Consider the following 24,069-nt stretch of genomic DNA (forward strand, 5'->3'; position numbering starts at 1 on the left):
TACACCAGATAGTACATCATCGCAAAATTAGATAAAAAAAATGGCGCTGCTTTTAGCAGCGCCATTTCAATTCAATTGCGGGTAAATCAGCTGCGGCATGTGCGCCAAGGCACAGCGGGGCTGCCGGTCCAGGCCTGGCCATCGGGGATGGTTTCGCCTTTGACGACCAGGGTCAGCGGGCCGAGGCGTGCGCCGTTGCCTACGATGGCGTCGTACAGGATGGTGCTGCGCGGGCCGACGTTTACGCCAGCGCCGATTTCTACCCGGCCGATTTTCATGATGCGGTCTTCAAACAAATGGGTTTGCGGGCCAGACCATGCGTGCAGCACGGTATCGTCGCCGATACTGACGCAATCGAATTCTGTGATGTCGGTGGTATCCATAAATACACCGCTGCCAATCTTACAACCCATACAGCGAAACGCCATAGGCAGCCACGGGGTGCCGCGTAAAAAGTTAAAGAAGTTGGGCACGGCGATGGATTCGTAAAGGCTGGTCAGTGCTTCGCTGCGCCATACAAAGGATGTCCACATGGGCGCTTCTTTGCGGCGGTAGCGGCCTATCATCAGCCATTTGAGCGCCACAATAAAGATAAAGGAGCCCACGCCGTATAAAACACCGGCAATCATCAGCGCCCAGAATACGCCGTGAAAATCTTCCTGCTCGGCAAAGGGCATGACTTTTAATACGGTGAGATAGCCCACGGTGATGATCACCGCCAGCGGCATGACGGTGCGCAGCGCTTCAACAAAGCCGCGGGCCAGGCGGCGTGCAGGGCTGGGGCGGAAGGTCAGGCTGTCGGCAAAGCCGCTGACTTGCTCGCGGGCTGGCAGTGATAATGCCGGGCTGCCCAGCCATGTCTGGCCGGATTGCATACGATCATTGGCCGGGGCGCGGGATTGCACGCCGATCAATACATCGTCGGGGATGATGCTGCCATCGGGCACGTAAGCGCCATTGCCCACAAAGCTGCGATTACCTACCACTGTGGGGCGCAGCGTCATCCAGCCGCGATCAATTTCCTCATCCCCCAGCATCACCGCATCGGCAATAAAGCTGTCTTCTCCCAGGGTGAGCAGATCGGGCACCACGCCAATGGCGTTGGATATCTCGGTGCCGCGCCCTACTTTTGCCCCCAGAAGGCGATACCACCAGCCTGCGTAAACCGATGCATACAGGCCGTGCAAGATATTAAGGCTGGATTCCTGAATCTGATTTGTCAGCCAGCGGCGGTAATACATGGGGCCAAACACGGGCCAGCTGCCTAGCGGATTACGCGGCAGCAGCAGCCAGCGCACAGCGGCAGAGCCGATCAGTGTCAGCACAATCAGCACCGCACTGGCGGGCAGCGCCAGCATCAGATAAAACATAAAGGCTTCGGGCAGCGCTACGCCTTGCTCGGTCAGATCAAACCAATGTGCGTCCAGCCAGTCAATCAGCAAAAAGCTGGGGAAAACCGGCACAAAAAACAAGATGGCCACAAGCGCTGATCCGCCCGCATAAGCCAGGCCATGCAAGCCACGCAAGGATGAATTACGCACAGGCCGTGCGGGGGCTTCTGGCACGGCATCGGCGCTGCGCCTTGCGGGCGAGCCGCTCCACACCTCGGATGCGGCAATTTTTTGCCCTCGGGATAAAGCCGATAAGCCTTCCAGGCGGCCTAAATCTGCGATATGGGTGTCTGATTGCAAAACGGCATAAGAGCCAATATAAGCATCCTTGCCTATCGTAATTGGCCCAACTTCCCAATGATCGCCATCGACTCTGAAGTTTTCAAAATTAACCGAGGCGCCAATGCTGGCCCCTTCACCAATGCTCAGCAGATCGTAAGCACGCACGCTGATTGCAGCAAGGGCAACATTGCTGCCGATTTTGGCGCCCAGGGCGCGTAAGTAAAGCGATTGCAAAGGCGAGCCGGTTAAAAAATACAGCGGGCAGTTATCCAGCAGGCGATCGACCAGCCACCAGCGGAAATAAGTCAGCCCATAGAGGCGATAACGCCCCGCTTTCAGCCGCCCCAAAATCAGCCATTTGCCCGCAATGGCAATGGCAAAGCTGAATAAAAGGCTGCCTAAATAAACCAGAATGGATACGCCTACGGCCAGCCCAAGGCTGTCGCCCTCTTCCCCGGTCATAAAGTGATAGCTAAAAAACGGCGCCAGCCATAACAACATGCGCAGGCCAATTAAAAATGGCAGGCTGGCCAGCTGTGCGCTGCCGCAAATCAGCCTGCGTAAGAAAGGCACTTTGCGAATCGGTTCTATGGTGATTTGCTCTGGCTGCTGCAGTGCCAGGGTATCCAGGCGGGTAGCAATCACTTGTAAGGTGCGGCTTTGGTAAATCTCTTGTACTGTCATACCGGCATAAGCCGGATTGCGCCGCAATATAGAGACTAATCGCGCGGCCAGTAAGGAATGCCCGCCAAGCTCACCAAAGAAATCATCCACAAGGCGCAACGGCTGGCCGGGGAATAAGGTGGTAAGCGCCGCAAACAGGGCTTTTTCTGCATCGCTGACGGGCTCATCGCTTTCCAGATTTTTGCCGGTTGGCAGAATCAGCTCGCGCGCTTTCAGGGTTTTTCTGTCGATTTTTCCTGAGGTCAGCCTGGGTAATTCGCTCATAAATTCAAAGCGGGCGGGAATCATATAGGCTGGCAAGCTGCGTTTCAGCTCGTTTTTTAAAGCCGCCGCATCGCTGCTTTCTGCCACCACAAAAGCCACCAGCTGATCGATGCCTGCCAGCTCGCGCAGTAAAACAGCAGCCGTGCCCACGCCTGCTATCTGGCAAAGCGAGGCTTCAATCTCGCCCAGCTCTACCCGAAAGCCGCGCACTTTTACCTGATCATCGGTGCGGCCCAGGCATTGAACCTGGCCTGCTTCATCGATGCGCGCCAAATCGCCAGTGCGGTACAAACGCCGCTCATGCGGGAATTCTTCGAGATTTGAAAAGGGATTATCAAAGAATTTTTCAGCGGTTAAATCAGGGCGGCCCAAATAGCCATCGGCCACGCCGGGGCCAATAATGCACAGCTCGCCAGTTTCACCCTGCGGCAATAAGCGGCCATCTTCACTGCGCACCAAAAGACCATAATTAGGCAAGGGCTTACCAATGGTCACCGGCTCGCCACGGCGTAATTGGGCCAGGCTGGCCGATACCGTGCATTCGGTTGGGCCGTAAGTATTAAACACTTGCCGCTCTGGCGTAGCCCAGCGCTCAACCAGCGATTCCGGGCACATCTCGCCGCCCAGATTAATAATTCGTAAGCTGGGGACTTCCTGGCTGAACAGCGCCAGCAGAGTTGGCACAGCGTGCAGTACGGTCACTTTTTCCTGGTTTAATACCGCAGGCAAAGCATCCGGATCGCCCGTTAGTATTTTAGGGGCCAGCCACAGGGATGCACCCACCAGATAGCTGATCCAGATTTCTTCAAACGACATATCAAAGGCAACAGAGAAGCCCTGATACACCTTGTCATCCTGACGCACACCCAACACAGAGTTTTCGCTGCGCAAGAAATGGCAAATACTGCCCTGACTAATCGGCACGCCCTTGGGCTTGCCGGTTGATCCCGAGGTGTAAATCACATAGGCCGGATGGCTGGGCAACAGGCCCTGGCGGCGAAGTAAATCGCCCGCAACGGGTGCAGACAATTGCGCGCTGCCCAATACCGGCACACCCGCACCAGCCAGATCGCCATCGCCTACCAGCAACACGGCCGCCGCATCTTCCAGGCAAACCTGCATGCGATCAACCGGCGTATCGGCCTCAAACGGCAGCCAGGCCGCGCCCGCCTTGGCAATTGCTGCCTGCATAATCAGCAGCGCAGCACCACGCGGCAGGCACAGGCCAACAATCTGCCCCGCTTTCACGCCAAACTGAATTAAATGATGCGCGGCCAGATCGGCACGGCGGTTCAGCTCGCTATAGCTCAGCACTTCATCCTGCCAATAAATGGCCGGATGATCTGGAATACGCTGTACCGTGCTTTCCAGCAAATCAGCCAGCGTTTCTGCACGCAAAAGTTCAGGAAGATATGGGCCGCGAAGAATCATAAAAGTAGCTAGTGAGCGTCAAAAGAAGACTGAATTCTAACCAGGTATTGCCTGAATCATATTTTTATATTTCAGGCAATGACATTGGAATCAAAACATGATGAAAGCTTATTGATCCGCCTGCGCCGTGGCCTTACAGCACTGATCACAAATGCTTAGCCGCCTCTCTGCGGCTGAGTGGCGATAATTGATCGCCCATTTCCAGTAAAAACGCGCGAATAGCCGCAGGATCGTGCCAGGCGTACTCTCTGAGCGCCCAGCCTATGGCTTTCCTGATAAAAAACTCACCTTCGGGGGCTAGCTGCCTGGCGTAGTGTTGCAAGCGGATCAAATCAGTCCCGCCCTTCCAGCCCAGCTGATGCAGCATGGCAATGCGCCTGATCCAAAAATCCGGGTGAAGCAGCGCGGCGTCCATCTGGCTTTGCTGGGTTTTATCTGCTTTTGCAATCGCGCCAATCACTTTCACCAAGCCATCTACCGTATCCCACCAGGATTTCTGCTGAGCCAGGCGAAGTAAAGCCGGGATATCTGCACCAGTTAAAGCTTTGACATGCCTTGCCAGCAAATCCACGGCGATGTATTGGTATTCGCGCTGCGGAAAATCCCAAAGGCCCTGCGCTTCAGCAAGTAAAGATTCGGCACTGGCTGGCTTGAACGATTTGATCAAGGGCATGGTTGCGGCACGCCGCGCGGGTGCAGCCACGCCCAGAAATTCAAACTGATCACGCTGATAGGCACGCATGGCGATGGCGGCTGCATCATTTGCAATAGCTTGCATGGCGCTGTGGATATGGTTTTGAAAGGAAGTCATGGAGCCTCTTAAATTGTTTTTCAGGTCTGGTTTATTTACTTATAAATCCCCATGCCCCCCTTTTTTAAAGAGGGGAAATAAACATCATTCTGAACTTTTGAAGTAGATACGCCAATTGAATCAATCTTTATCCCTTCTTAAAAAAAGAAAAACTTGAGCCGTTGCTTGCCTTGGCTTTTACCCCCCTTTGAAAAAGAGGGGTAAGGGGGGATTCGCCTTTCAACTGCCGGTATATGGCCCAAAGATATTACGCAGCGTCATCACCAAGTCAGGCTGAGCCTTTATAATCCCCATACCGCTCATCCTCCGCCCCGCCTGGAATACCCATGAACCTTCGCCCCTTAAATCTGTTTGAGATGCCATTAGCCGGGCCGCATATGATCGAGGCCAGCGCGGGCACGGGTAAGACTTGGACAATTACGGGTTTATATACAAGGCTGGTGATTGAACACGGTTTAAAAGTACCGGAGATTTTGGTCGTCACCTTTACCGAAGCCGCCACCGCCGAGCTGCGCGATCGTATCCGTGGGCGGCTTGCCGAGGTGCTGGAATCTTTCGAGGGGGAAGAAGCGCTTGATCCGTTTTGTGAGCAGCTATTAATTCAGCATGCAGATCGGCGAACTGAGGTGATGCGCCGCTTGCAGCGTGCCATTGCCAGCCTGGATGAGGCGGCGATTCATACCATTCACGCTTTTTGCCAGCGGGTGCTGATCCAGTCTGCCTTTGAAAGCGGCGCTGATTTTGGTATGGAAATCCTCAGCGATACCGGCCCGGTGCTGGATGAAATTGCCGCAGATTTCTGGCGCGAGCAGGTTTACCCTGCTGATGCGATTTACACCGAATACCTGCTTAAAAGCAAAGCCAGCCCGGAAGAATGGCTGCGGGTGGTTTACGGCCATTTAGGCCAGCCACTGCTGCATACCGTGGAGCTGGGTGTGGCGGCCGATACCGCAGAATTAAGCGCCGCCCTGCCCGCAGCTTTTGAGAGCTACCGCCAGCTTTGGAGTGAGCATTCAGCGGTTATTAAGGACATGTTGCAGGGGCTGTCTGCCAGCAAGGCCTTAAAGCAAACCAGCTATAAGCCAGAGCAATTAGAAAAAGTCTTTTTGCTGATTGATGACCATATCGCGGGCAATGGCGGCTGGCAGGATATCGACAGCAAGGAGCTGGTGAAGCTCAGCAGCAGTAAGCTCATCAGCGGCACAGCCAAAGGCAAAACACCGCCTGAGCATGCTTTTTTTGATGCGGTGGAGTTACTGGCCAGCTTAATTAATGATCTCAGCACAGCTTGTGAATTGCGGCAAAAGCAAGGCCTGGCCGAGCTGCGCCGCCGCTGCGATATCGAGCTGCCAGAGCGCCTGGCCCGCCGTCAGCAATTGTCTTTTAACGATCTGTTGCTGCGCGTGTGGCAAGGCCTTACCGCAGAAGGCGGCGAGCGCTTAGCCATGGCCATGCGCCGCCGCTACAAGGCTGCGCTGATTGATGAGTTTCAGGATACCGACGGTATTCAGTACGATATTTTCTCGCGCGTATTTGCAGATGGCAGCACGCCGCTGTTTTTGGTGGGGGACCCTAAGCAGGCGATTTATAGCTTTCGCGGCGCGGATATTCACGCCTATCACCAAGCCGAAGCCCTGGTGGATGCCAAGGAAAGCCTGGACACCAATCAGCGCTCGGTGCCCGCTTTAGTCACGGCGGTAAATACCCTGTTCGAGCGGCCTGGCGAGGCTTTTGTTGATCCGCATGTCAGTTTTAGCGCGGTAAAAGCGGCGAGTAAACCCCGGCCGGAATTGATTGTTGATGGCGAGAATGACACACCCAATATAAAGAGCGCCCCTTTTCGCTTTCAGTTTTTACCCGAGCCTGAAGGCGTCTCAGAAAAAGGCGTGCAAATCAGCTGGCCCAAGGAAACGGCCAATCATCTGGCCGCCCAAATCACCGCACAAGAAATCGAAAGACTGCTGCGTTTGGCCGGGGAAGGCAAAGCCAGGCTGGCAGATAGTCCGCTCTCTGGCGGCGATATGGCCGTGCTGGTTCCTGATCGTTTTCGGGCTAAAGCCATGCAGGATGCGCTTACCCAGCTGGGCGTGCCCAGCGTGCTGCGGGTAAGAGACAGCGTTTGGGAATCACAAGAGGCCGTTGAGCTTTACTCTGTGCTGGCCGCGATCAGCGAGCCAGCCAATCAGGGCCTGGTACGCGCCGCGCTGATCAGCACCCTGCTGGGCAACAATGCCGCCACCCTGCTGCGCCTGGAAATCAACGGCTGGGATCAGATTGCCGACGCTTTTGCCCATTGGAAAAAACTCTGGCAAACGCAGGGCTTTATCCCAATGTTCAGAGAATGGCTGGAATACCAGGGTTTGGATGGGCGCAATGTGGCGCAACGCTTACTTTCTTTAACAGATGGCGAGCGGCGGCTGACTAATCTGCTACAGCTGGCCGAGCTATTGCAAGCGCACAAAGCCACCGGCCTGGAGCAGCACCTGGCGTGGTTTAGCCGCCAGAATAAAAACGCAGGCGATGAAGCCCTGTTGCGCCTGGAGAGCGATGAAGACCGTGTACGCATTGTTACCCTGCACGCCAGCAAGGGCCTTGAATATCCCATCGTGTTCTGCCCGTTTTTATGGGATGGCCGCCTGCTGGGCAAGCACACAGAGGCGGTGCGCTATCACCAAAACGACAAAGCCTGGCTGGATTTAGGCAGCGAAGATTTTGATGAGCATAAAGACAGCGCCAAGCGGGAAGCCTTTGAAGAAAAACTGCGCCTGCTTTACGTGGGTCTGACCCGGGCAAGGAATCGCTGCTATATCGTCTGGGGCAATATCGGCCTGAAAGATGGCCGTGGCTATGCAATCAGCGACGGCCTGTCGCAATCGGCCATGGCCTGGCTGCTGCATCCCCTTGCCGGGGAGCATGGCGATGTATTAGAAGCACAAAAAGAGCATCTAAAAGCTTACGATCATGAAACCCTGCTGGGCGAAATTACGGCAATGTGCGCACAAAGCCCCGAAGTGTTTGCCCTGCACGATGCGCCCAGCGGTGCGCGCACCGGCCTTAAAACCGCCCCGGCCGAGCCACTGGTGTTTAAGCCCTACCTCGGCAAAAAACTCTACCCCACATGGCGGGTGGCCAGCTTTTCAGGTATGACCGCGCACAATCATTCCGAAGGGCCAGACAGAGACAGCACCAGCAATACGCCGGAAGCCGATTCATCCGCAGCGCCAGAGGGCCGATCCGTATTTAGCTTTCCAGAGCGGGAAGCCGCCGCCACCGTGGCCGGTACTTGCCTGCACGCCATTTTAGAAGAATGGGATTGGCAGGATGCGGACACGCTGCTCACCACCACCGCCAAAGAGCTGGAGCGCCATGGTATCCCTGAGCACTGGCTAGAAATCGTCAGCCAAATGGTACAAGACACCGTTTCTGCGCGGCTGGATAGCAAGGCACTCACCCTCGCCAGCATCCCGCCGAAAAACCGCGTAGCAGAAATGGAATTCACCTATAGCGTAAGCCACTGCCAGCCCGAACGCTTAATTGCAGCGCTGCAACATCCATCGCTGCCACCTGAGTTTAGAGCCGCCGCCAGCACGCTGGATTTCTTCCATATCAACGGCTTTTTAAGAGGTTTTATCGATCTGGTGTTTGAATACGAAAACGCATTTTACGTGCTCGATTACAAAAGCAACTGGCTGGGCAATAGCGTGGCCGATTACGCCCCCGGCAAACTCATCCCCGCCATGGCCCAGCACCACTATTATCTGCAATACCTGATCTATTCTGCGGCAGTGCGCCGCTTCCTGCGCCAGCGCCTGCCCAATTTTAGCAACGATCAATTCGGCGGCGTTTACTACTTATTTATGCGCGGGCTGGGTAAACAAGACGGGCAAAACGGCGTGTACTTCAGCAAGCCAAGCATGGAGTTACTGGATGATATTGAAGTGGCGCTGATGGGAGTGTCTGCAAAAACCTAAGATCGTTGCCACAGAGAACACAAAGTTTTAAAGCAGCACGCGGGGCAGCCAACACCATTATTTGAAAGTATTGTTATATGGAAAAATGTAAATGAAACTACAGCAATTAAATATTGCTGCCTGAAAGATATTTCACTTAATAAATTCGCAGTCCAAAGTGCTGGCTTTTTTCAATTACCCGTTGAGGAAAACCAGCTAAAAAAATCTGAAAAACAGTTTATTGAGCTTTTGATAGAAACAAGCCCCTTAAATCGTTGCGATTGGTTTTTCACTCTAAATGAAGCAGTAAACCAATTTGATCATGACTTTTCTTCATACTCGTAAAGGATCTGGAGCGAGCAACTTGCAACCCCGTCCCCCCCGTGTGATTTTATCGTGGGGCCAGCAGCGCGACTGGATTCCCGATAAAATCATTCGGGAATGACGCTGCTCTTAGAGACCAATGTGGGTATAGATCCACCCTATAATTCATTTAAAGACCCCATGATTTCATTCAACCGTCCTATCGTGATGCTGGATTTTGAAACCACCGGCATCAGCCATTCCGACCGCATCACCGAAGTGGCTGCACTGCGGATTGTTGACGGGCAGATTACTGATCGCTTTGTATCCCTGGTCAATTGCGGTGTGCGTATTCCCTACTTTATTACCCAGCTCACCGGCATCAGCCAGGCCATGGTCAACAAGGCACCACCTGCCAGCGAAGTGGTTCCGGCGCTGATCGAATTTATCGGCAGCGATGCGCTGTCGGCGCACAACGCCAGCTTTGATGCGAAGTTTCTATTGGCCGAAAGCCAGCGCGTTAATCTGTTGCCGCAATACCAAGGCCTGCACTGCACGCTTAAACTATCGCGCCGCTTATTCCCCGGCATGAGCAACTACAAACTCGCCACCCTGGCGGCAAGCTTGGGCATTCGCTTTCAAGGCACCGCCCACAGGGCCGAAGCCGATGCAGAAGTCTCGGCGCACTTGCTGATCCATATCGCCAGGCATCTGGCCAAAACCTGCAAAATGCAGCAGATTGATTTGGACCTGCTGGACAAAATCAGCAAAACAGCCGCCGCCAAAGTGCCTGATTTACTCAACAAACAACTCGATATGCAAAATGAGCTAAATCTTTAACCACGGAGGAAAAAGAGAACACAAAGGGCCATGGACAAAAACATGAGAAATAAAGGTTTTCTCAGTGAAACTCCGTGCTCTCTGTGGTTCAAGATTTAGGTTATCCATTAGGCTTTTTTACCCGTTTCGCTTTAAGAGCACCCCATGCCAGATTTTGCCTTTGAACTAAGCCGTAGTTTTGAACGCCTTTGCGGGCCGCAATCGGATGAGCTGAACGCCACCCTCGCTAAGCTGTGTGCGGCGCTGGCGGCGGGGCATAGTTGCATTAAAACTGCGCCGCTCAGCAGCCCCTTAATCGGCAGGCCGGGCGAGTTTAAGCCCTTAACTCAGGACAAAGACCGGCTCTATCTCACCCGCTATTGGTGGTATGAATCGCAGCTCGCGAAACGCCTGAGGCAATTGGCCGGGGAAAAATGTGATGTGGATCTGGCCAGGCTGGCCACACTGCTGGATGAGCTGTTTCCTGCATCCGGCATTCAGCCAGACTTACAAAAAGTAGCGGCTGCGGCTGCGGTGATGCAAAAGCTGACGGTGATTTCCGGCGGGCCGGGCACGGGTAAAACCACCACCGTACTGCGCATTCTGGCCGCTTTGCAAATTATGGAAGGCAACACCCTGAGCATTAAAATGGCCGCGCCCACTGGTAAGGCTGCGGCCAGAATGAGCGAATCGGTGCGGGAGAGAAAATCCAGCCTGGCTGTATCGCCTGCCACACTGGCCGTTATCCCGGAAACCGCTTCCACCCTGCACCGCTTACTGGGGCCGCGGCCCGATGGCAGTTTCAAACATCACGCGGCTAATCCGCTGGCGCTGGATGTACTGGTGGTGGATGAAGCATCGATGATCGACTTGGCCTTGATGGCACAGCTGGTAGAGGCCCTGCCCGCGCACGCCCGGCTGATTTTACTCGGGGACAAAGATCAGCTGGATGCGGTGGATGCCGGTGCGGTATTTGCCGAGCTGTGCAGTTTAAAATCCCCCGGCGCCGATTTTATTCAGGCGCTCAAAACCGCTACTGGGGTGGAGATTGCCCGCAGTAAAGCCCTGGCCAGCAGCGTGGGCAATGCAGTGATGAATTTAGAACACAGCCACCGCTTTGCCGCAGGCGGTGGCATTGGCAAGCTGGCGAGCCTGGTGAATTCGGGCGACGCCAGGGGCGCATTGGCACTCTTGCAGCCGGATGATTTATTTGCCGAGGCAGAAACAGAATTAGGCTGGCAGCCCAATAGCAAAACGCTGCTCAGCCGCTGCGATCAGGGCTACGCGGCTTACTGGCAGGCCGTGCTGGCTGGCGATGTGGGCGCGGCGTTTGCCGCCTTTGATACTTTCCGCGTGCTGACTGCCCTGCGCGAAGGCCATGCGGGTGTGATGGGGGTGAATCAGCAGTTAGAAGCGCACTGGCAGGCCAGAAACTTCATCCCCGAAAACAGCCTCTGGTACGCAGGCCGCCCGGTGTTAATCACGCAAAATGATTACGGCGTGCAGCTCTATAACGGCGATATCGGCCTGACCTTTATCCTGGAAGGCGCGCCCCGCGTGGCCTTTAAAGGCGAAGGCAACACCCTGCGCTGGTTCAGCCCCGCCCGCCTGCCCGCCCACGAAACCGCACTGGCCCTCACGGTGCACAAAAGCCAGGGCTCAGAATTTAACGAGGTGATTTTATTACTGCCAGACCAGCCGCACGAGCTGCTCAGCCGCAGCCTGATCTACACCGGCCTTACCCGCGCCAAAAAGAAAGTAGAGATTTGGGGAAGCAATGACGTACTGAGCAAAGCCATTGCCAAGCAATCGATTAGGCAGAGCGGGCTGGCAGCGGCGTTGAGGTAGTACAAAATCCCCCCTGGCCCTCCTTTTTCAAATGGGGGAATAAATACATCAAACTTATCTAGAAGTTGATTCTCTTCCCCTATTCAGCATTGCAGCCTTCCCCTTAGTAAAAGGGGGATTGAAGGGGATTTGCCTACCCCGGCATCCCATCCACAAAGCACAGCAACTCACCCGGCTGCATTTTGATCCAGGTTTCATTGTCAGTCAGCGGCTGGGTGGCGATGACGGCAACCCGGTCGTTTTGCGTGGTCACTTCGGAAAAATCGACGCTGACATCCGTGTCATTCAGATGCGCCAGCGTAAAGGGGGCTTTGCGCACGATGTAATGCAGATCGGTACTGCAATGGGCAAATAAGGCGCGGCCATCAGAGAGCAAAAAGTTAAATGTGCCCACTGCCATTAAGGGGCTGGCCAGCTCGGCCAATGCCTGCTTCAAAACCGGCAAGGGCGGGCAGCTTACAAAACGCTGGGCAAGCTCAGATAAAATCCAGCAAAAAGCGTGTTCGCTGTCGGTATTTCCAACCGGCATAAAACGGCTGCTGCTTAAATCCGGCCGCTCCGGCAAATTGCCGTTATGGGCAAAAATCCAGTAACGCCCCCACAGCTCGCGGCGAAACGGGTGAGTATTGGCGAGGCTGATCTGCCCCTGGGTAGCCTTGCGGATATGGGCAATCACATTGGTCGATTTAATCGGGTAGGCGCGCACCAGATCGGCAATTGGCGAGCTGGCCGATGGCAGATAATCCAGAAACATGCGGCAGCCGTCGCCTTCAAAAAAAGCGATTCCCCAGCCATCAGAATGATGATCTGTCTGCCCGCCGCGACGCCGGAACCCTTCAAAAGAGAACACGATGTCGGTAGGCACATTGCAATTCATACCGAGTAGCTGGCACATGGCCTTATTCCTTGTACATATAAATGCAAAAAACGCCCGGTAGCGGGCGTTTTCAATGGAGTAAAAGCTTGATCAGCTTTCCATCGCGCCCGCGCCGTGGCTAAAGCCACAGTCCACCATCACCACTTCGCCAGTCATACCAGATGATAGGGATGACAACAGGAAAGCAGTTACATTACCCACTTCTTCTTGCGTTACATTGCGCTTCAGTGGCGTGCCATCGGCAGCGCGTTTTAACAGCGTGCTGAAGTTAGCAATACCTGCCGCAGCCAGTGTTTTGATCGGGCCTGCTGAAACAGCATTCACGCGAATAGCGCGATCGCCGCCTAAAGCCGCAGCCATATAACGTACATTGGCTTCTAATGAAGCTTTAGCCAAGCCCATTACGTTGTAATTAGGGATAGCACGCTCTGCGCCCAGATAAGTCATGGTCACTAAAGAAGCGCCTTCGCTCAGCATTGGGCGGGCAGCCTTGGCCAGTGCCGCAAAGCTGTAAGAGCTGATATCGTGCGCGATGTGGAAAGCTTCGCGGCTAAGGGCATCAAGATAATCGCCTTTCAGCGCTTCGCGCGGAGCAAAGCCAATGGAATGAACCAGACCATCCAGCTTGTCCCAGTGCTTGCCAAGCTCAACAAATACTTCGGCAATCTGCTCATCACTGGCCACATCACAGGGCAGAACCAAATCAGTATCGAAGTCTTTTGCCAGATCAACTACGCGCTGGCGCAAGTTTTCACTTACATAAGTGAAAGCCAGTGTTGCGCCTTCACGTTTAGCTGCCTGAGCAATGCCGTAGGCAATAGAGCGGTCTGATAACAAACCGGTAATCAGGATTTTTTTGCCGGCGAGAAAGCCCATACAAACACCTTTAATATATGTAATTAAGATACAGAGGGCGGATTATAGACGAAACCGCGCCCATTGACGCCAATGATCATCGTGAACACTACTTTAAGCTTTGATTACACGCTGTAAATCAAAGCTTAAAGCGATGCTCATCGGTTGATCTTATAAAGAATAAGGTAGATCAAGCATTTCCAGCTGCGGGCCATCTGCTGCAGCTAAATGTAAACCATGCTCCAGGCTGGCAATCTGAGCCACCAGCAAGACTTCCCACACGCCTTTTGCTGCCTGTGCAGCCAACACCAGCTTACCACTGGCTTGACCATTCATTTCACTACTAAATACATCCTGCCCTGCTTCGGCCAGCTCTGTTGCAATACGGGCACGATACATACGGCGTTTCAGCTTACCCAAATATTGCGTTCTGGCCACAATTTCCTGCCCCGGGTAGCAGCCCTTGGTAAAACTCACACCGCCAATTAAATCCATATTGGCCATCTGAGCCACAAAAGCCTCCTGTGTGGCAGCAGTAATCCAGGGTGCACCAGCACGAATATCACTCAAACGCCAAAGTGATTCTGCTGCAGCCACAATACCTGCAGCGGCTAATTGCTGCCAGAGTGCAGGTGCCGCATCTGCACTGATCACCAGCTGATAACGCTGGCCTGGCAAGGCAATCACGGTGCAGTTTTCTTTATGTACGCTGCTAAAATCAGCATCGGGCAAAGCGCCTAATACTGAAGACAATTTTTCAGCGGCCAAAGGGCCCGCAACGCCCAATAAGCAAAGCTCGCTGCTTGCATCTCTGGCCTTGGTTTTTGAGCGCATCACAAACATAGACAGACGCTTTTGGATGGCCTCCTGCAACTCTGCCGCAATCTGCAGGCAGTAATCATCCCCACGGCGAAACACCAGAAAACTAGCCAGCATACGCCCCTTTGGTGTGGAGTAGCTTGAGTATTGCGCCGAATTTTCGCCCAAAGCCCGCACATCACTGGAAAGCTGGCCCTGCAGGAAAGGCTCTGTTTCTGCCCCGGTAAAAGCAATCACCGCAAAATTTGACAGCGGGCTCATCACAGCATTTTCTGCTAAGGCCTGCAGCTCATCTGCGCCATGTTGCAATTCGCCCTGTAGATCTGTCCAAGCCATGGAGTGCCCTGCTGTTTGCTAGAAAAACGCCATTATAAAGATTTTCATGATGAGCAAGCGAATTGCCCGGAGATTAGCGGTGTAAATTTTAATGCAGAGTGTAAACAGCCCTAAGTAAGCGAAGCCCTGCAGAGAGCATCAATCACTGATGCACTCCGCAGGACATTTATATCCGCTTAAAAATAAGGTGTTTTATCCAGGGAAAGCTACTGAAGCAACTCATCAACTGATGTTGCAGGAGGCTGCTCACCTGTTCTGGCCGCATTACCAGAATTTAATGCAGGCTTGCTAAGATCACCAGACAGGCGAATTTGATTTGCAATGGCTAACACACCCGCTTGCAAGCGCCCCGAAACCGAGCCATTAATCCGGCCTGCGGCAATTTGCACCGCGCCCTGAGCATTAAATTTACCCGCCCCCAGTGCCATGCCTTGCAACTGCACGCTGCGATCACGGATCAACATTTTTCCTTTTAGGGTATCAAAGCGTGTTTGCCCGCCCCGGCCAGCGGGTGTTTCACCCGCACGCAGCTGGGCTACTAAATCCATATTATGAACGGCCCCATCACGCAGCAAGAAACTGGCATCAACCTGCGGATGCGCAAAAAGCTTTAAATAATCTGCCGCGCTATATACAAATTGCACATCTGCATCCATGCGGCCGGAAACAAACGTAGCCGGGCTGAATATTTTGCTCAGCGGCTCGGTATGAATCCCTTTTGCCAGCAGCTGCCCTTGTAAGTTCCAGTCTGTTTGCCGGGTTAGCTGTGCCTTACCACTTAAAACGCCACCATAAGTTTCACCACGGATATCGTCAATCAGCAGGCCTTCCGGTGAGCCTTCGCCGCTTAAATATAATCTTTCAAATACCACCGGATAGCCAAGAGGAAGCTCCCAGTTACTGGCTTGTACCGTTACGCCAATATTGTCGCCCTTAGGTTTGATATGCACATCAAGATGGCCTTGCTTATCAGCCAGCTGCAAATCGTCCATGGCACCATTTTTGGCAAACCGGATCACGCCATCAATCGGCCCCAGCTCACCCTGATCTAATAAAACGCTGGCCTTCGTCAGCTCCACATCACCTAAAGTAATGCGATCTTGCTCGAGTGCGGCAAAGCGTTTTGGCAAAGTAAATGCAAGCGCAGGCTTTAATTTCACCCCTGCCACTGTTACATTTTTCAAACTTTTACCATGCTGAAGCACATTAAACAGGCTGAGCGGCACACTTATTTGTTCAATTTTCCCTGCTTCACCATCAATTTTTACGTTATTCAGCGTGAAAACGGGCCAGGGCTGATAGGAAAACTCGACCGTTTCGAGAGAAACTTGCGCTTGTAACAGCGAAGAAAGACGTTTTTCCAGCTGAGGTTTATAGTTATTCAAAGGCAAAATCAGCGGCAGGCATACAATTACTACAAAGAATAAAAGTAAACAAAACAACAGTGTTCTTGTTTTTTTCATCATAACGTCTCGAATAATTCATACTTTATGTTGACAGAAAGGAGTTCGGATTCTACCATACGGGCCTTCATCGATTCCCTGATAGCTCAGTCGGTAGAGCGACGGACTGTTAATCCGCAGGTCCCTGGTTCGAGTCCAGGTCGGGGAGCCAAAGAATCTTACGATACCAGGCTGCGATGATAAAGTAGGTAAAAGCTGTTATTCCCTGATAGCTCAGTTGGTAGAGCGACGGACTGTTAATCCGCAGGTCCCTGGTTCGAGTCCAGGTCGGGGAGCCAAATATTTAAAGGTGCTGCTGAAAAGCAGCTTCTTTTTTCTGAGGTATAGCATTTAGCGCTCAGAAATAAAAAACAGTTTTATTCCCTGATAGCTCAGTTGGTAGAGCGACGGACTGTTAATCCGCAGGTCCCTGGTTCGAGTCCAGGTCGGGGAGCCAATATTTAGAGGTGCTGCTGAAAAGCCGCTTCTTGTTTCTGAAGACAAGTATTTAAGTCCTCCGAAATAAAAAACCGTTTTATTCCCTGATAGCTCAGTTGGTAGAGCGACGGACTGTTAATCCGCAGGTCCCTGGTTCGAGTCCAGGTCGGGGAGCCAGTTAAAAAACCACAGTGCAAACTGTGGTTTTTTTTCGTCTGCTGTTTGCCCGCCATGCTGCCTTAAACACCTCCCAAATTGAGCATTTACGCTATGAATCCAAACGAATTCACGGGCCTGCAATTACTGCAAGCCATGGCCGATGGCAAACTGCCTGCGCCTTCCATTGCCCAAACCATGCCGATGAGCATGGTGCATATCAGCGAAGGCCTGGTGCGCTTTACCGCACAGGCCGATGAGCGACATCTGAACCCTATGGGGGGTGTACACGGCGGTTTTGCCGCCACCGTGCTTGATTCAGTCACCGCCTGTGCTGTACACAGCATGCTGGAGGCAGGGGCCAGCTACGCCACGGTCGATTTAAATGTAAAAAGGGTGAAAGCCATTCCTAAAAACACTGAGCTGCTGGCCGAAGGCAAGATTTTGCATATTTCGAAGAGCATCGGTGTTTCAGAAGGAAACATCAAATCAGCCGATGGCACCCTGCTGGCCCATGCCACCGCCAACTGCGTGATTCGGCGCCAGGGTCTGTTGACGTTTCATTCACCATTGCGCCGGGCCGGAAAACGGCCAGGCACAAGGCATGCGACGAAGGCAATAACGGGTTATTTCCGAGGAGCATAACGCAGTGAATGGCCATTTTCCGGCTCAGCCCTTCGGGTTTAGCCCATTTTTGGGGCTGTACTTAGTTAAAAATCGCTCATGGTACTCGTACCATGTCGCAATTTTCTCCTTGTTCAGCCCCCAAACGGGGCCAAACGCAGCCGTGAATGAAACGTCAACAGACCCTAGCCCCGGCTCAATGGCAAATAGCCATCGAAGCGCGTGCTTTCCCCGCCAAAAACAAAATCAGGCTTCACACCAGCCATAACCGGAGCAATGCGCGGGCGCTTTACAATCACGCGTTTTTTGGCCATTTGCCTTGCAGGAAATAACAAATCATTCGCATCCGGATCATCGCCAATCACGGTTTGAAACGCGGCCATTTCTTTTTTAGATTTGGCGCGTTTTGTAGGGTCTGGAAACATCGGGTCTAGAAAAACCACATCAAATTCGGGCGAGGCAAGCGGGGGGTTAAATAAATAAATAACCCCCTGCCCGGCCAGGAATTTAGCCAGCTCCTGATGGCCATCGCCAAAAACCAAACGCATTCTGCCGACGATCTTGCCGATAGCTGCATCGGCCTGTGCGCGGCGTAAGCCATCTAATAGCAGCGCAACCGCCACGGGAGAGCGCTCGATCAGCGTGACTTCACAGCCTAAAGACGCCAGGACAAAAGCATCCCGGCCAAGGCCTGCCGTGGCATCCAGCACTCTGGGCACGTATTCACCTTTAATCCCTACCGCTTTGGCCACCGGCTGACCACGCCCTCCGCCAAATTGCCGGCGGTGCGCGGCGGCTCCGCCGACAAAATCGACTGCTACCGTGCCTTTTTCGCCAATAGTCACCAGCTCCAGCCGCTCATTTTGCCAGCAAAGATAATGGGCAGCGCCCTCGGGCAATTCATTCCAAAGCGGCAAGCCCAAAGCCACTATTTCTTCACATAGCTCAGGGCTGGCCCCTGCTTGCAACAGGCCCATCATACCCAGCCCCCCATCATAAACACGGGTCTGTACTGATACTGCGGCCTGCGCGCAGCGGGGTCCTGGCGATAAAATAAACTCAGTTGTTGATACACGTCGGGATAACTCTCAAGCAATAAATGGGGGGCAGCAAAGAACGTTTCGCTGCACACAGCCAGACATTCTGCCGGATTTTCTGCCGCATAGAGATCAATTGTGCCGGTTTCGCCCATCGCGGCCTGCCGGCTGATGGCCTGAAATGCCTTAGAAAACACTTTTTTCCAGCGTGCATAGCTCATGCCCTGATGCAGCGGCGGGCAGCCATTGGCGCTGCCGGAACGCATATCCAGCTTATGCGCCATCTCATGTATCACCACATTGCTGCTGGGGTGATAAGGCGCTTCAATCACATCCATCATCGATAGCAAAACGGCTCCCTGATGCCGCGCCTGCCCGGATAAAACACGTATTTCCTGATGCACAAGGCCGATTGAATCAGTGTAAAGATCACGGCTGATAAAGCGGCCCGGATACAGCACCACCTCCTGCCAATCGTCATACGCATCAAAGCCCAGATTAAGAATCGGCAGCGTGGCCTGCACGGCAATCAGCAAGCGCAGCTCATCGTCGATCTCTAAACCATGCACCGGCGTAATAGTTTTGGTATGTAAAAACCATGCGGCGTGATCTTTAAGCAGGGCCAGATCCGCCTCATTTAAACCACGCAATAAAGGCAGAAGCAGCATCTTTTGCCACAAATGATTTTGTACAGGCTGGCTGGCCAGATAACGCCGCCGGCTGCGCTGGCGCAAAAAATTAAACATAGGGCTCATCCAGCAAAGGGCATATCCAATGAGATGGGCATGGTTTTATGCAAATCAAGCGGGCAACGGCGGCCCGGAGGTTTTCTCCCTGGCAATATCAGGTAAACTCGCAGCCCTTACTGAATCGATCAGATGACAATGACGCTAAAAGGCCCCTCCCTGCTGTTTGGCTTAGTTGCAGCATGCTTACTGGCTATCAACTACCAAAAAAGCCCTGCAGACATGCGTTTTGCGCTTGCAAAGCAGCCACACATCTCCGCCAGCACGCCACAAATGGAAGTGCAACGTTTACGCGCACCTGTGCCTGCTGCGCATAGCGCCAGCATTATTTCGCTGCCCAACGGAGAGCGCATTGCTTTTTGGTTTGGCGGCAGCCGTGAGGGCGCTACCGACGTGAGCGTCTGGGCTTCGCGCTATCAGAATGGCCATTGGATTAAGCCATGGATCGTGGCCACGCCTGCTCAAAGCTCTAAAGATCAGTGGCGCTATATTAAAAAAGTAGGTAACCCCGTGCCGGTGCTCGATAGCCAGGGCCGCCTGCAATTATTTTATGTTTCGGTGTCAATGGGCGGCTGGGCCACCAGTACGCTCAACCGCATGATCTCGGCCGACAATGGCCACAGCTGGGGGCCCGCTAGTAAAATCATCACCAGCCCCTTCTTTAATTTATCTACCTTAGTGCGCACCCATGCTGCCCAGCTTGAAGATGGCGGATTCTTGCTGCCTGTATATCACGAGCTGGCGCGTAAATTTGGCGAAATCCTGCAGTTTGATAAAGACGGCAAACTGGTACGCAAAATCCGGATGAATGCCGAAGGTGAAAACCTGCAACCCGGCATCATTGCCTACAGCGCCACCGACGCCTTTGCTCTGTTCAGAAACAGCGGGCCTTCCCGCCAGCTTTTACTGCAGCAGACGCATGATGGCGGGGCCAGCTGGTCGCCGATTCAAAATCTAAATGTAAAAAATCCTGATTCGGCCATTGCCGTAGAACGCATGCCGGACGGCAGGCTGATCATGGCGCATAACCCGCGTACAGACGGGCGCAGCGAATTGGCACTCAGCGTATCGCCTGATGGTAAAAACTGGAAAAAAGTAAAAGTGATTGAAGACACCCGGGGCATGGAATTCTCCTACCCCACCCTGCTGGTTAACGACGAAATCATGGATCTGGTCTACACATGGGAGCGCTCTGAAATCCGCCATGTACGCTTTAACCGCGCCTGGCTGGATGGAGAAAAATCATGATTGCATCTCTTACAGGATTACTGCTCTGGGGTACTACCGGGGCGACGCTGGCCGCTGCGGGCTGGAAAAAAAATCGCTTATTAATCGCCGCTGGCGCACTCCTTATCCTTGGCTCGCCATGGTTACTGGGCCTCTTGAGTATGCCCAGCCTGGCTACGCTGGGCCTGGCCTGCGGCGTATTATTCAAACAAAAACTACGCCCTGTATTAGCGGGTTGGTTGCTGATCAGCGGCATTGCACTCTATTCGTCGGCGCTGGGATTTTGGGCTTTTGATGTGTATGCGCTGGGCTATGCGCCGCAAGTGCTGCTGATCTGGTGCGCCATCTCGCTGGCTCTTGCCTGGCAGCAGGGGCATAAAGCTTTAGCAGTTGCCTGGCTGCTTGCTTTGGCACTGTTTCCGCTTGGCGTGCTGGAAAGTGCCAATCTGTGGGATGCCCTGCTCGACCCGATGGCAATGATCACTGGGGCTGTGGCTTTATTGCTGAGATTAAAATCAAGGCCTGATTAACTGGCATTATGCAACAGCAAGCCAGATTTTGAGGCTGTGCCGAAGGCACTGCAAAGAAGATTGTGCTGAGTAGCATCCGTGATTAATCCAAAGTACGCCGGTAAAACTTCAGCGCAATCAGCATAATCAGCGAGGCAAAGGCAAAGAGTGGCCAGATGTCGGGCCATAAATCAGCCCAGCTGTTGCCTTTCAGCAAGATACCCCGAATCAGCCGGTTAAAGTGGGTTAAGGGCAATATTTCACCGATTGCTCTTGCCCATGCAGGCATGCCGTTGAAAGGGAACATAAAGCCCGACAAAAGCAAGTTGGGCATAAAGTAGAAGATCGTCAGCTGCATGGCTTGCAGCTGATTTTGCGCCAACGATGACAGGGTGATTCCAACCGTCAGGCTGGTGGCAACGTAAATAAGCGTCACGCAATAAACCGCAAATAAGCTGCCCTGAAACGGCACTGAAAAAGCCCAGTGTGCGGCCAGCAAAATAATGCTGCTTTGCACCAGGCCGATCAGCACATAGGGAATGATTTTGCCGCTCATGACTTCCAGCGGCGTAACGGGCGTGGCCAGCAGGTTTTCCATGGTGCCGCGCTCTCTTTCCCGCGTCATGGCCAGCCCCGTCATCATCACCATGGTCAGCGTTAAAATCACCCCCATCAGCCCCGGCACCACATTGTATTGTGTGATGCCTTCGGGATTGTAATGCCGGTGCACATTCACGCTAAAAGCCGGCCCAGCACTTTGCCACTCCTGCAAAGCGCGCTCCTGCCCGATCACCGCCTGAGCAATTTGCTGCACCGCGCCCAGCGCCATGCCGGTGGCAGCAGGATCAGTGGCATCGGCTTCGAGCAGCATTTCCGGCTGCCCGCCACGCAACAGCTCACGCGTAAAGCCGGCGGGGATATGCAGCACAAACTGCACCTTGCCCTGAGCCAAAGCCCGCTCTGCAGCAGCTTCATCGGGTATTGAGCCGACAATTTTAAAATAATCAGAATGCGCCATTGCGGCCACAAAGCTGCGGGTGATTTCGCTATGGTCGCTCAGCAAAACAGCGGTGGGCAGCTGGCGCGGATCGGCGTTGATGGCATAGCCAAAGAGAATCAGCTGCACAATGGGCAGGCCAATAATCATGCCGAAAGTGACCCGGTCCCGCTTAAGTTGCAAAAACTCTTTGCACACCATCCCCCACCAGCGCGTCCAGGACCAACTCATCGCTCACCCCCAAAATTATCCTGAGAGCGTTGCATCAAATAAATAAACACGTCTTCTAATGAAGTGGCAATTGGCGTGGCATGGTTAATCCCCAATGCAGCAAAGCATGCTTCAACCCCGGCCGCATCGTGGCCGCTGACATGCAGCATTTCGCCAAACAGTACCGTTTGGGCAATTTCAGCCCGGGCACGCAGCTGATTAGACAAGCCGGTTAAATCCTGACCTGCTACCTGCCAGGTCAGCAGGTTTTGCTCTGCAATAATTGCACTGGCACGCCCTTTTGTGAGCAGGCGGCCATAGGCGATATAGGCCAGCTGATGGCAGCGCTCGGCTTCATCCATATAGTGGGTGCTCACCAAAACCGATACGCCTTGAGCGGCCAGTCTGTGCAACTCTTCCCAGAAATCCCGCCTGGCGGTTGGATCAACGCCGGCGGTGGGCTCGTCCAGCAGCAGTAGTTTGGGCTGGTGCAGCATACAGGCGGCGAGCGCCAGCCTTTGCTTCCAGCCGCCTGATAATGAGCCGGTAAGTTGCTTAGCCCGGGATTGCAGCCCCAGGCTTTCAAGCGCCCTGTCCACCACTTCGCGACGATTGGGCATTTGATACATGCGGGCGACAAAATCTAAGTTTTCCCGGATAGAAAGATCATCCCAATAAGAAAACTTTTGCGTCATATAACCCACATTGCGTTTAATTTCGGCGGCCTGGCTGCGAATATCAAACCCTAAGCAGCTGCCACTGCCAGCATCCGGCGTCAGCAAGCCACACATCAAACGGATTGAAGTGGTTTTGCCGCTGCCATTAGGGCCTAAAAAACCATAAATCCCGCCCCGCCCCACCTGCAATGACAAATCATTCACCACATGTTTATCACCAAAGTGCTTGTGCAAGCCTTGCACATCGATGACCCAATCACTCATGGAAACACCAAAATGCTTGTGCACGCCTTTCGATCACCCGATCTCTCATGGAAACACCGTAACCGGCTGGCCGGGATGCAAAGCCTTGGGGTTTTCAAGTGCGGCCTCAAGGCGATAAACCAATTTGCTGCGTGTTTGCTCGCTGTAAATCACCGGTGGGGTGTATTCAGCAAGGGCAGAAATATAATCCACTTTGGCCAGGATTTGAGCGGCGCACTGATCGCAAGTGGCCTTGATTGGCTGGCCAAGTTTAAATTGGCTTAAGGCGCTTTCCGGCACAAAAAAACGCAGCTTAATCTGCTCTGGCGGCAACAGCTTAACCACGGGCGCACCGGCTTTAACCCATTCGCCCTCCCTGTAAAGCGTGTCCACCACCAGGGCGGATTTGGGCGAAGCCACGCTTTTTTGCTCTACCAGCCACCTGGCTTGCTGCAAGGCGGCCTCAGCAGCTGACCATTGCGCCCTGGCGGCTTTGAGCTGCTGATCGCGGGCTGGAAGCGCTGCAACCTGCTGTTGATTTTGTAATTCGCGCACACGGGCGGCGCTGCTTTCAGCGGCGGCAAGCGCCTCATCCGTCTGAGCTTGCGAAACGGCGTGCTCGGCATAGAGCTGGCTGATGCGATTTTTTTGCCGTAAAGCATCATGTGCGGTGGCTCGGGCCTGAATCAGCTGCTCGGCAATCACAGCGATTTCCGGGGCGCGTTTTCCAGACTGCAAATCCTGCCATTGCGAATGCGCGGCCTCAGCCTGCTGCTGTGCCTGATTTTGGGCGGCCATTTCTTTTTCGGCATCTAAGGCAAATAAGGGCGCTTTGGCAGGAACCTGCTGGCCCCGCTTCACCCAAAGCTGATCGAGTCGTCCTGCCTGAGAAGAAGCGATGTACACATAATCCCCTTCCGCATAGCCCTGATAGCTGGCCCGCTCTGGCGCGCTGCATCCGGCCAGCAGCAAAACCAAGCCGTAAACCCAAGATGGCCGCATACGTATCCCTGTGAAAACTTTCTTCAGACTAGACCTTACACCAAAGAAAGTCATAGCAACTGCGATGGCGTCAAGCTATCCTCTCAGGCCC

Annotated in this window: 17 protein-coding genes and 4 tRNA genes; 10 read left to right on the forward strand and 11 right to left on the reverse strand. The window is 53.6% G+C overall.

The features are described from left to right. Positions 1-86: 86 nt before the first annotated feature. Positions 87-4,052 carry a Pls/PosA family non-ribosomal peptide synthetase gene (locus HA050_RS17090; protein ID WP_166828824.1) on the reverse strand — a complete coding sequence of 1,322 codons (3,966 nt, stop codon included), beginning with the start codon at positions 4,050-4,052 and terminating at the stop codon, positions 87-89. Positions 4,053-4,197: 145 nt separating this feature from the next. Next, positions 4,198-4,863 carry a DNA alkylation repair protein gene (locus HA050_RS17095; protein ID WP_166828827.1) on the reverse strand — a complete coding sequence of 222 codons (666 nt, stop codon included), beginning with the start codon at positions 4,861-4,863 and terminating at the stop codon, positions 4,198-4,200. A gap of 326 nt (positions 4,864-5,189) precedes the next feature. On the opposite strand from HA050_RS17095, the gene recB reads away from it, so the two are divergent. The 3 genes from recB to recD all read left to right on the forward strand — a co-directional run bounded on the left by recB (position 5,190) and on the right by recD (position 11,783). Further along, entirely contained in the window at positions 5,190-8,834 is a 3,645-nt protein-coding gene (recB, locus tag HA050_RS17100) for an exodeoxyribonuclease V subunit beta (RefSeq protein WP_166828830.1), read from the forward strand. Between the two features lie 420 nt (positions 8,835-9,254). Beyond that, positions 9,255-9,956: a 3'-5' exonuclease gene (locus HA050_RS17105; protein ID WP_240929128.1), complete on the forward strand. Its 702-nt coding sequence runs from the start codon at positions 9,255-9,257 to the stop codon at positions 9,954-9,956. 144 nt (positions 9,957-10,100) lie between these two features. Further along, positions 10,101-11,783 carry an exodeoxyribonuclease V subunit alpha gene (recD, locus tag HA050_RS17110; protein ID WP_166828832.1) on the forward strand — a complete coding sequence of 561 codons (1,683 nt, stop codon included), beginning with the start codon at positions 10,101-10,103 and terminating at the stop codon, positions 11,781-11,783. Positions 11,784-11,916: 133 nt separating this feature from the next. Here recD and HA050_RS17115 read toward each other — a convergent pair whose 3' ends face one another. The 4 genes from HA050_RS17115 to HA050_RS17130 form a co-directional block, all read right to left on the reverse strand. After that, positions 11,917-12,678, reverse strand: coding sequence for a class II glutamine amidotransferase (locus HA050_RS17115; protein ID WP_166828835.1), 762 nt, complete (start codon positions 12,676-12,678; stop codon positions 11,917-11,919). A gap of 72 nt (positions 12,679-12,750) precedes the next feature. Beyond that, complete coding sequence (locus tag HA050_RS17120) at positions 12,751-13,536, reverse strand: enoyl-ACP reductase FabI (protein ID WP_115226124.1); 786 nt, start codon at positions 13,534-13,536, stop codon at positions 12,751-12,753. Positions 13,537-13,686: 150 nt separating this feature from the next. After that, positions 13,687-14,670 carry a CAF17-like 4Fe-4S cluster assembly/insertion protein YgfZ gene (gene ygfZ, locus HA050_RS17125; protein WP_166828838.1) on the reverse strand — a complete coding sequence of 328 codons (984 nt, stop codon included), beginning with the start codon at positions 14,668-14,670 and terminating at the stop codon, positions 13,687-13,689. Positions 14,671-14,876: 206 nt separating this feature from the next. Beyond that, the gene (locus HA050_RS17130) at positions 14,877-16,136 is read right to left on the reverse strand and encodes an AsmA family protein (RefSeq protein WP_166828841.1); all 1,260 of its coding nucleotides are present in this window, start codon (positions 16,134-16,136) and stop codon (positions 14,877-14,879) included. 72 nt (positions 16,137-16,208) lie between these two features. Between HA050_RS17130 and HA050_RS17135 the strand changes: the two genes are divergently transcribed. The 5 genes from HA050_RS17135 (at position 16,209) to HA050_RS17155 (ending at position 17,351) form a co-directional block, all read left to right on the forward strand. Beyond that, positions 16,209-16,284 (forward strand) — tRNA-Asn (locus HA050_RS17135). A 51-nt stretch (positions 16,285-16,335) separates the two neighbouring features. Beyond that, positions 16,336-16,411 (forward strand) — tRNA-Asn (locus tag HA050_RS17140). 82 nt (positions 16,412-16,493) lie between these two features. Continuing rightward, positions 16,494-16,569, forward strand: a tRNA-Asn gene (locus HA050_RS17145). A gap of 82 nt (positions 16,570-16,651) precedes the next feature. Continuing rightward, positions 16,652-16,727 (forward strand) — tRNA-Asn (locus HA050_RS17150). A 93-nt stretch (positions 16,728-16,820) separates the two neighbouring features. After that, positions 16,821-17,351: a PaaI family thioesterase gene (locus HA050_RS17155; RefSeq protein ID WP_166828844.1), complete on the forward strand. Its 531-nt coding sequence runs from the start codon at positions 16,821-16,823 to the stop codon at positions 17,349-17,351. 164 nt (positions 17,352-17,515) lie between these two features. On the opposite strand, the gene HA050_RS17160 is transcribed toward HA050_RS17155, so the two are convergent. Together HA050_RS17160 and HA050_RS17165 are read right to left on the reverse strand one after the other, a co-directional pair. Then, positions 17,516-18,310, reverse strand: a complete 795-nt coding sequence (locus HA050_RS17160) for a class I SAM-dependent methyltransferase (protein WP_205836484.1) — start codon at positions 18,308-18,310, stop codon at positions 17,516-17,518. Next, positions 18,307-19,113: a M90 family metallopeptidase gene (locus tag HA050_RS17165; RefSeq protein WP_166828847.1), complete on the reverse strand. Its 807-nt coding sequence runs from the start codon at positions 19,111-19,113 to the stop codon at positions 18,307-18,309. The genes HA050_RS17160 and HA050_RS17165 overlap by 4 nt, the downstream gene beginning before the upstream one ends. Before the next feature lie 132 nt (positions 19,114-19,245). Here HA050_RS17165 and HA050_RS17170 point away from each other — a divergent pair, with 132 nt between their 5' ends. After that, a complete protein-coding gene (locus HA050_RS17170; RefSeq protein ID WP_166828850.1) occupies positions 19,246-20,361 on the forward strand; it encodes a sialidase family protein in 1,116 nt (371 codons plus the stop codon). After that, on the forward strand, positions 20,358-20,870 hold the full coding sequence (locus HA050_RS17175) for a hypothetical protein (protein ID WP_166828853.1): 513 nt from the start codon (positions 20,358-20,360) through the stop codon (positions 20,868-20,870). The genes HA050_RS17170 and HA050_RS17175 overlap by 4 nt, the downstream gene beginning before the upstream one ends. 82 nt (positions 20,871-20,952) lie before the next feature. Here HA050_RS17175 and HA050_RS17180 read toward each other — a convergent pair whose 3' ends face one another. From HA050_RS17180 to HA050_RS17190, 3 genes are read right to left on the reverse strand one after another with little or no spacing between them, the layout of a single operon-like run. Then, positions 20,953-22,077 carry an ABC transporter permease gene (locus HA050_RS17180; protein ID WP_166828856.1) on the reverse strand — a complete coding sequence of 375 codons (1,125 nt, stop codon included), beginning with the start codon at positions 22,075-22,077 and terminating at the stop codon, positions 20,953-20,955. Then, positions 22,074-22,997 carry an ABC transporter ATP-binding protein gene (locus HA050_RS17185; protein WP_166828859.1) on the reverse strand — a complete coding sequence of 308 codons (924 nt, stop codon included), beginning with the start codon at positions 22,995-22,997 and terminating at the stop codon, positions 22,074-22,076. The genes HA050_RS17180 and HA050_RS17185 overlap by 4 nt, the downstream gene beginning before the upstream one ends. A gap of 45 nt (positions 22,998-23,042) precedes the next feature. Beyond that, positions 23,043-23,978 (reverse strand): HlyD family secretion protein, encoded by a 936-nt coding sequence (locus HA050_RS17190; RefSeq protein WP_166828862.1) that lies wholly within the window; start codon positions 23,976-23,978, stop codon positions 23,043-23,045. Positions 23,979-24,069: the final 91 nt, after the last annotated feature.

The organism is Iodobacter violaceini (assembly GCF_011601265.1).
Taxonomy (GTDB): Bacteria; Pseudomonadota; Gammaproteobacteria; order Burkholderiales; family Chitinibacteraceae; genus Iodobacter; species Iodobacter violaceini.

Excerpts from the sequence above, each read along its gene's own strand:
- HA050_RS17155 (WP_166828844.1), top strand. The coding sequence starts at position 16,821 with ATGAATCCAAACGAATTCACGGGCCTGCAATTACTGCAAGCCATGGCC.
- HA050_RS17185 (WP_166828859.1), bottom strand. The coding sequence starts at position 22,997 with ATGAGTGATTGGGTCATCGATGTGCAAGGCTTGCACAAGCACTTTGGT.
- HA050_RS17170 (WP_166828850.1), top strand. The coding sequence starts at position 19,246 with ATGACAATGACGCTAAAAGGCCCCTCCCTGCTGTTTGGCTTAGTTGCA.
- HA050_RS17095 (WP_166828827.1), bottom strand. The coding sequence starts at position 4,863 with ATGACTTCCTTTCAAAACCATATCCACAGCGCCATGCAAGCTATTGCA.
- HA050_RS17115 (WP_166828835.1), bottom strand. The coding sequence starts at position 12,678 with ATGTGCCAGCTACTCGGTATGAATTGCAATGTGCCTACCGACATCGTG.
- HA050_RS17120 (WP_115226124.1), bottom strand. The coding sequence starts at position 13,536 with ATGGGCTTTCTCGCCGGCAAAAAAATCCTGATTACCGGTTTGTTATCA.
- HA050_RS17175 (WP_166828853.1), top strand. The coding sequence starts at position 20,358 with ATGATTGCATCTCTTACAGGATTACTGCTCTGGGGTACTACCGGGGCG.
- HA050_RS17130 (WP_166828841.1), bottom strand. The coding sequence starts at position 16,136 with ATGATGAAAAAAACAAGAACACTGTTGTTTTGTTTACTTTTATTCTTT.
- HA050_RS17160 (WP_205836484.1), bottom strand. The coding sequence starts at position 18,310 with ATGATGGGCCTGTTGCAAGCAGGGGCCAGCCCTGAGCTATGTGAAGAA.
- HA050_RS17190 (WP_166828862.1), bottom strand. The coding sequence starts at position 23,978 with ATGCGGCCATCTTGGGTTTACGGCTTGGTTTTGCTGCTGGCCGGATGC.
- HA050_RS17105 (WP_240929128.1), top strand. The coding sequence starts at position 9,255 with ATGACGCTGCTCTTAGAGACCAATGTGGGTATAGATCCACCCTATAAT.
- recB (WP_166828830.1), top strand. The coding sequence starts at position 5,190 with ATGAACCTTCGCCCCTTAAATCTGTTTGAGATGCCATTAGCCGGGCCG.
- HA050_RS17180 (WP_166828856.1), bottom strand. The coding sequence starts at position 22,077 with ATGAGTTGGTCCTGGACGCGCTGGTGGGGGATGGTGTGCAAAGAGTTT.
- HA050_RS17165 (WP_166828847.1), bottom strand. The coding sequence starts at position 19,113 with ATGTTTAATTTTTTGCGCCAGCGCAGCCGGCGGCGTTATCTGGCCAGC.
- recD (WP_166828832.1), top strand. The coding sequence starts at position 10,101 with ATGCCAGATTTTGCCTTTGAACTAAGCCGTAGTTTTGAACGCCTTTGC.
- HA050_RS17090 (WP_166828824.1), bottom strand. The coding sequence starts at position 4,052 with ATGATTCTTCGCGGCCCATATCTTCCTGAACTTTTGCGTGCAGAAACG.
- ygfZ (WP_166828838.1), bottom strand. The coding sequence starts at position 14,670 with ATGGCTTGGACAGATCTACAGGGCGAATTGCAACATGGCGCAGATGAG.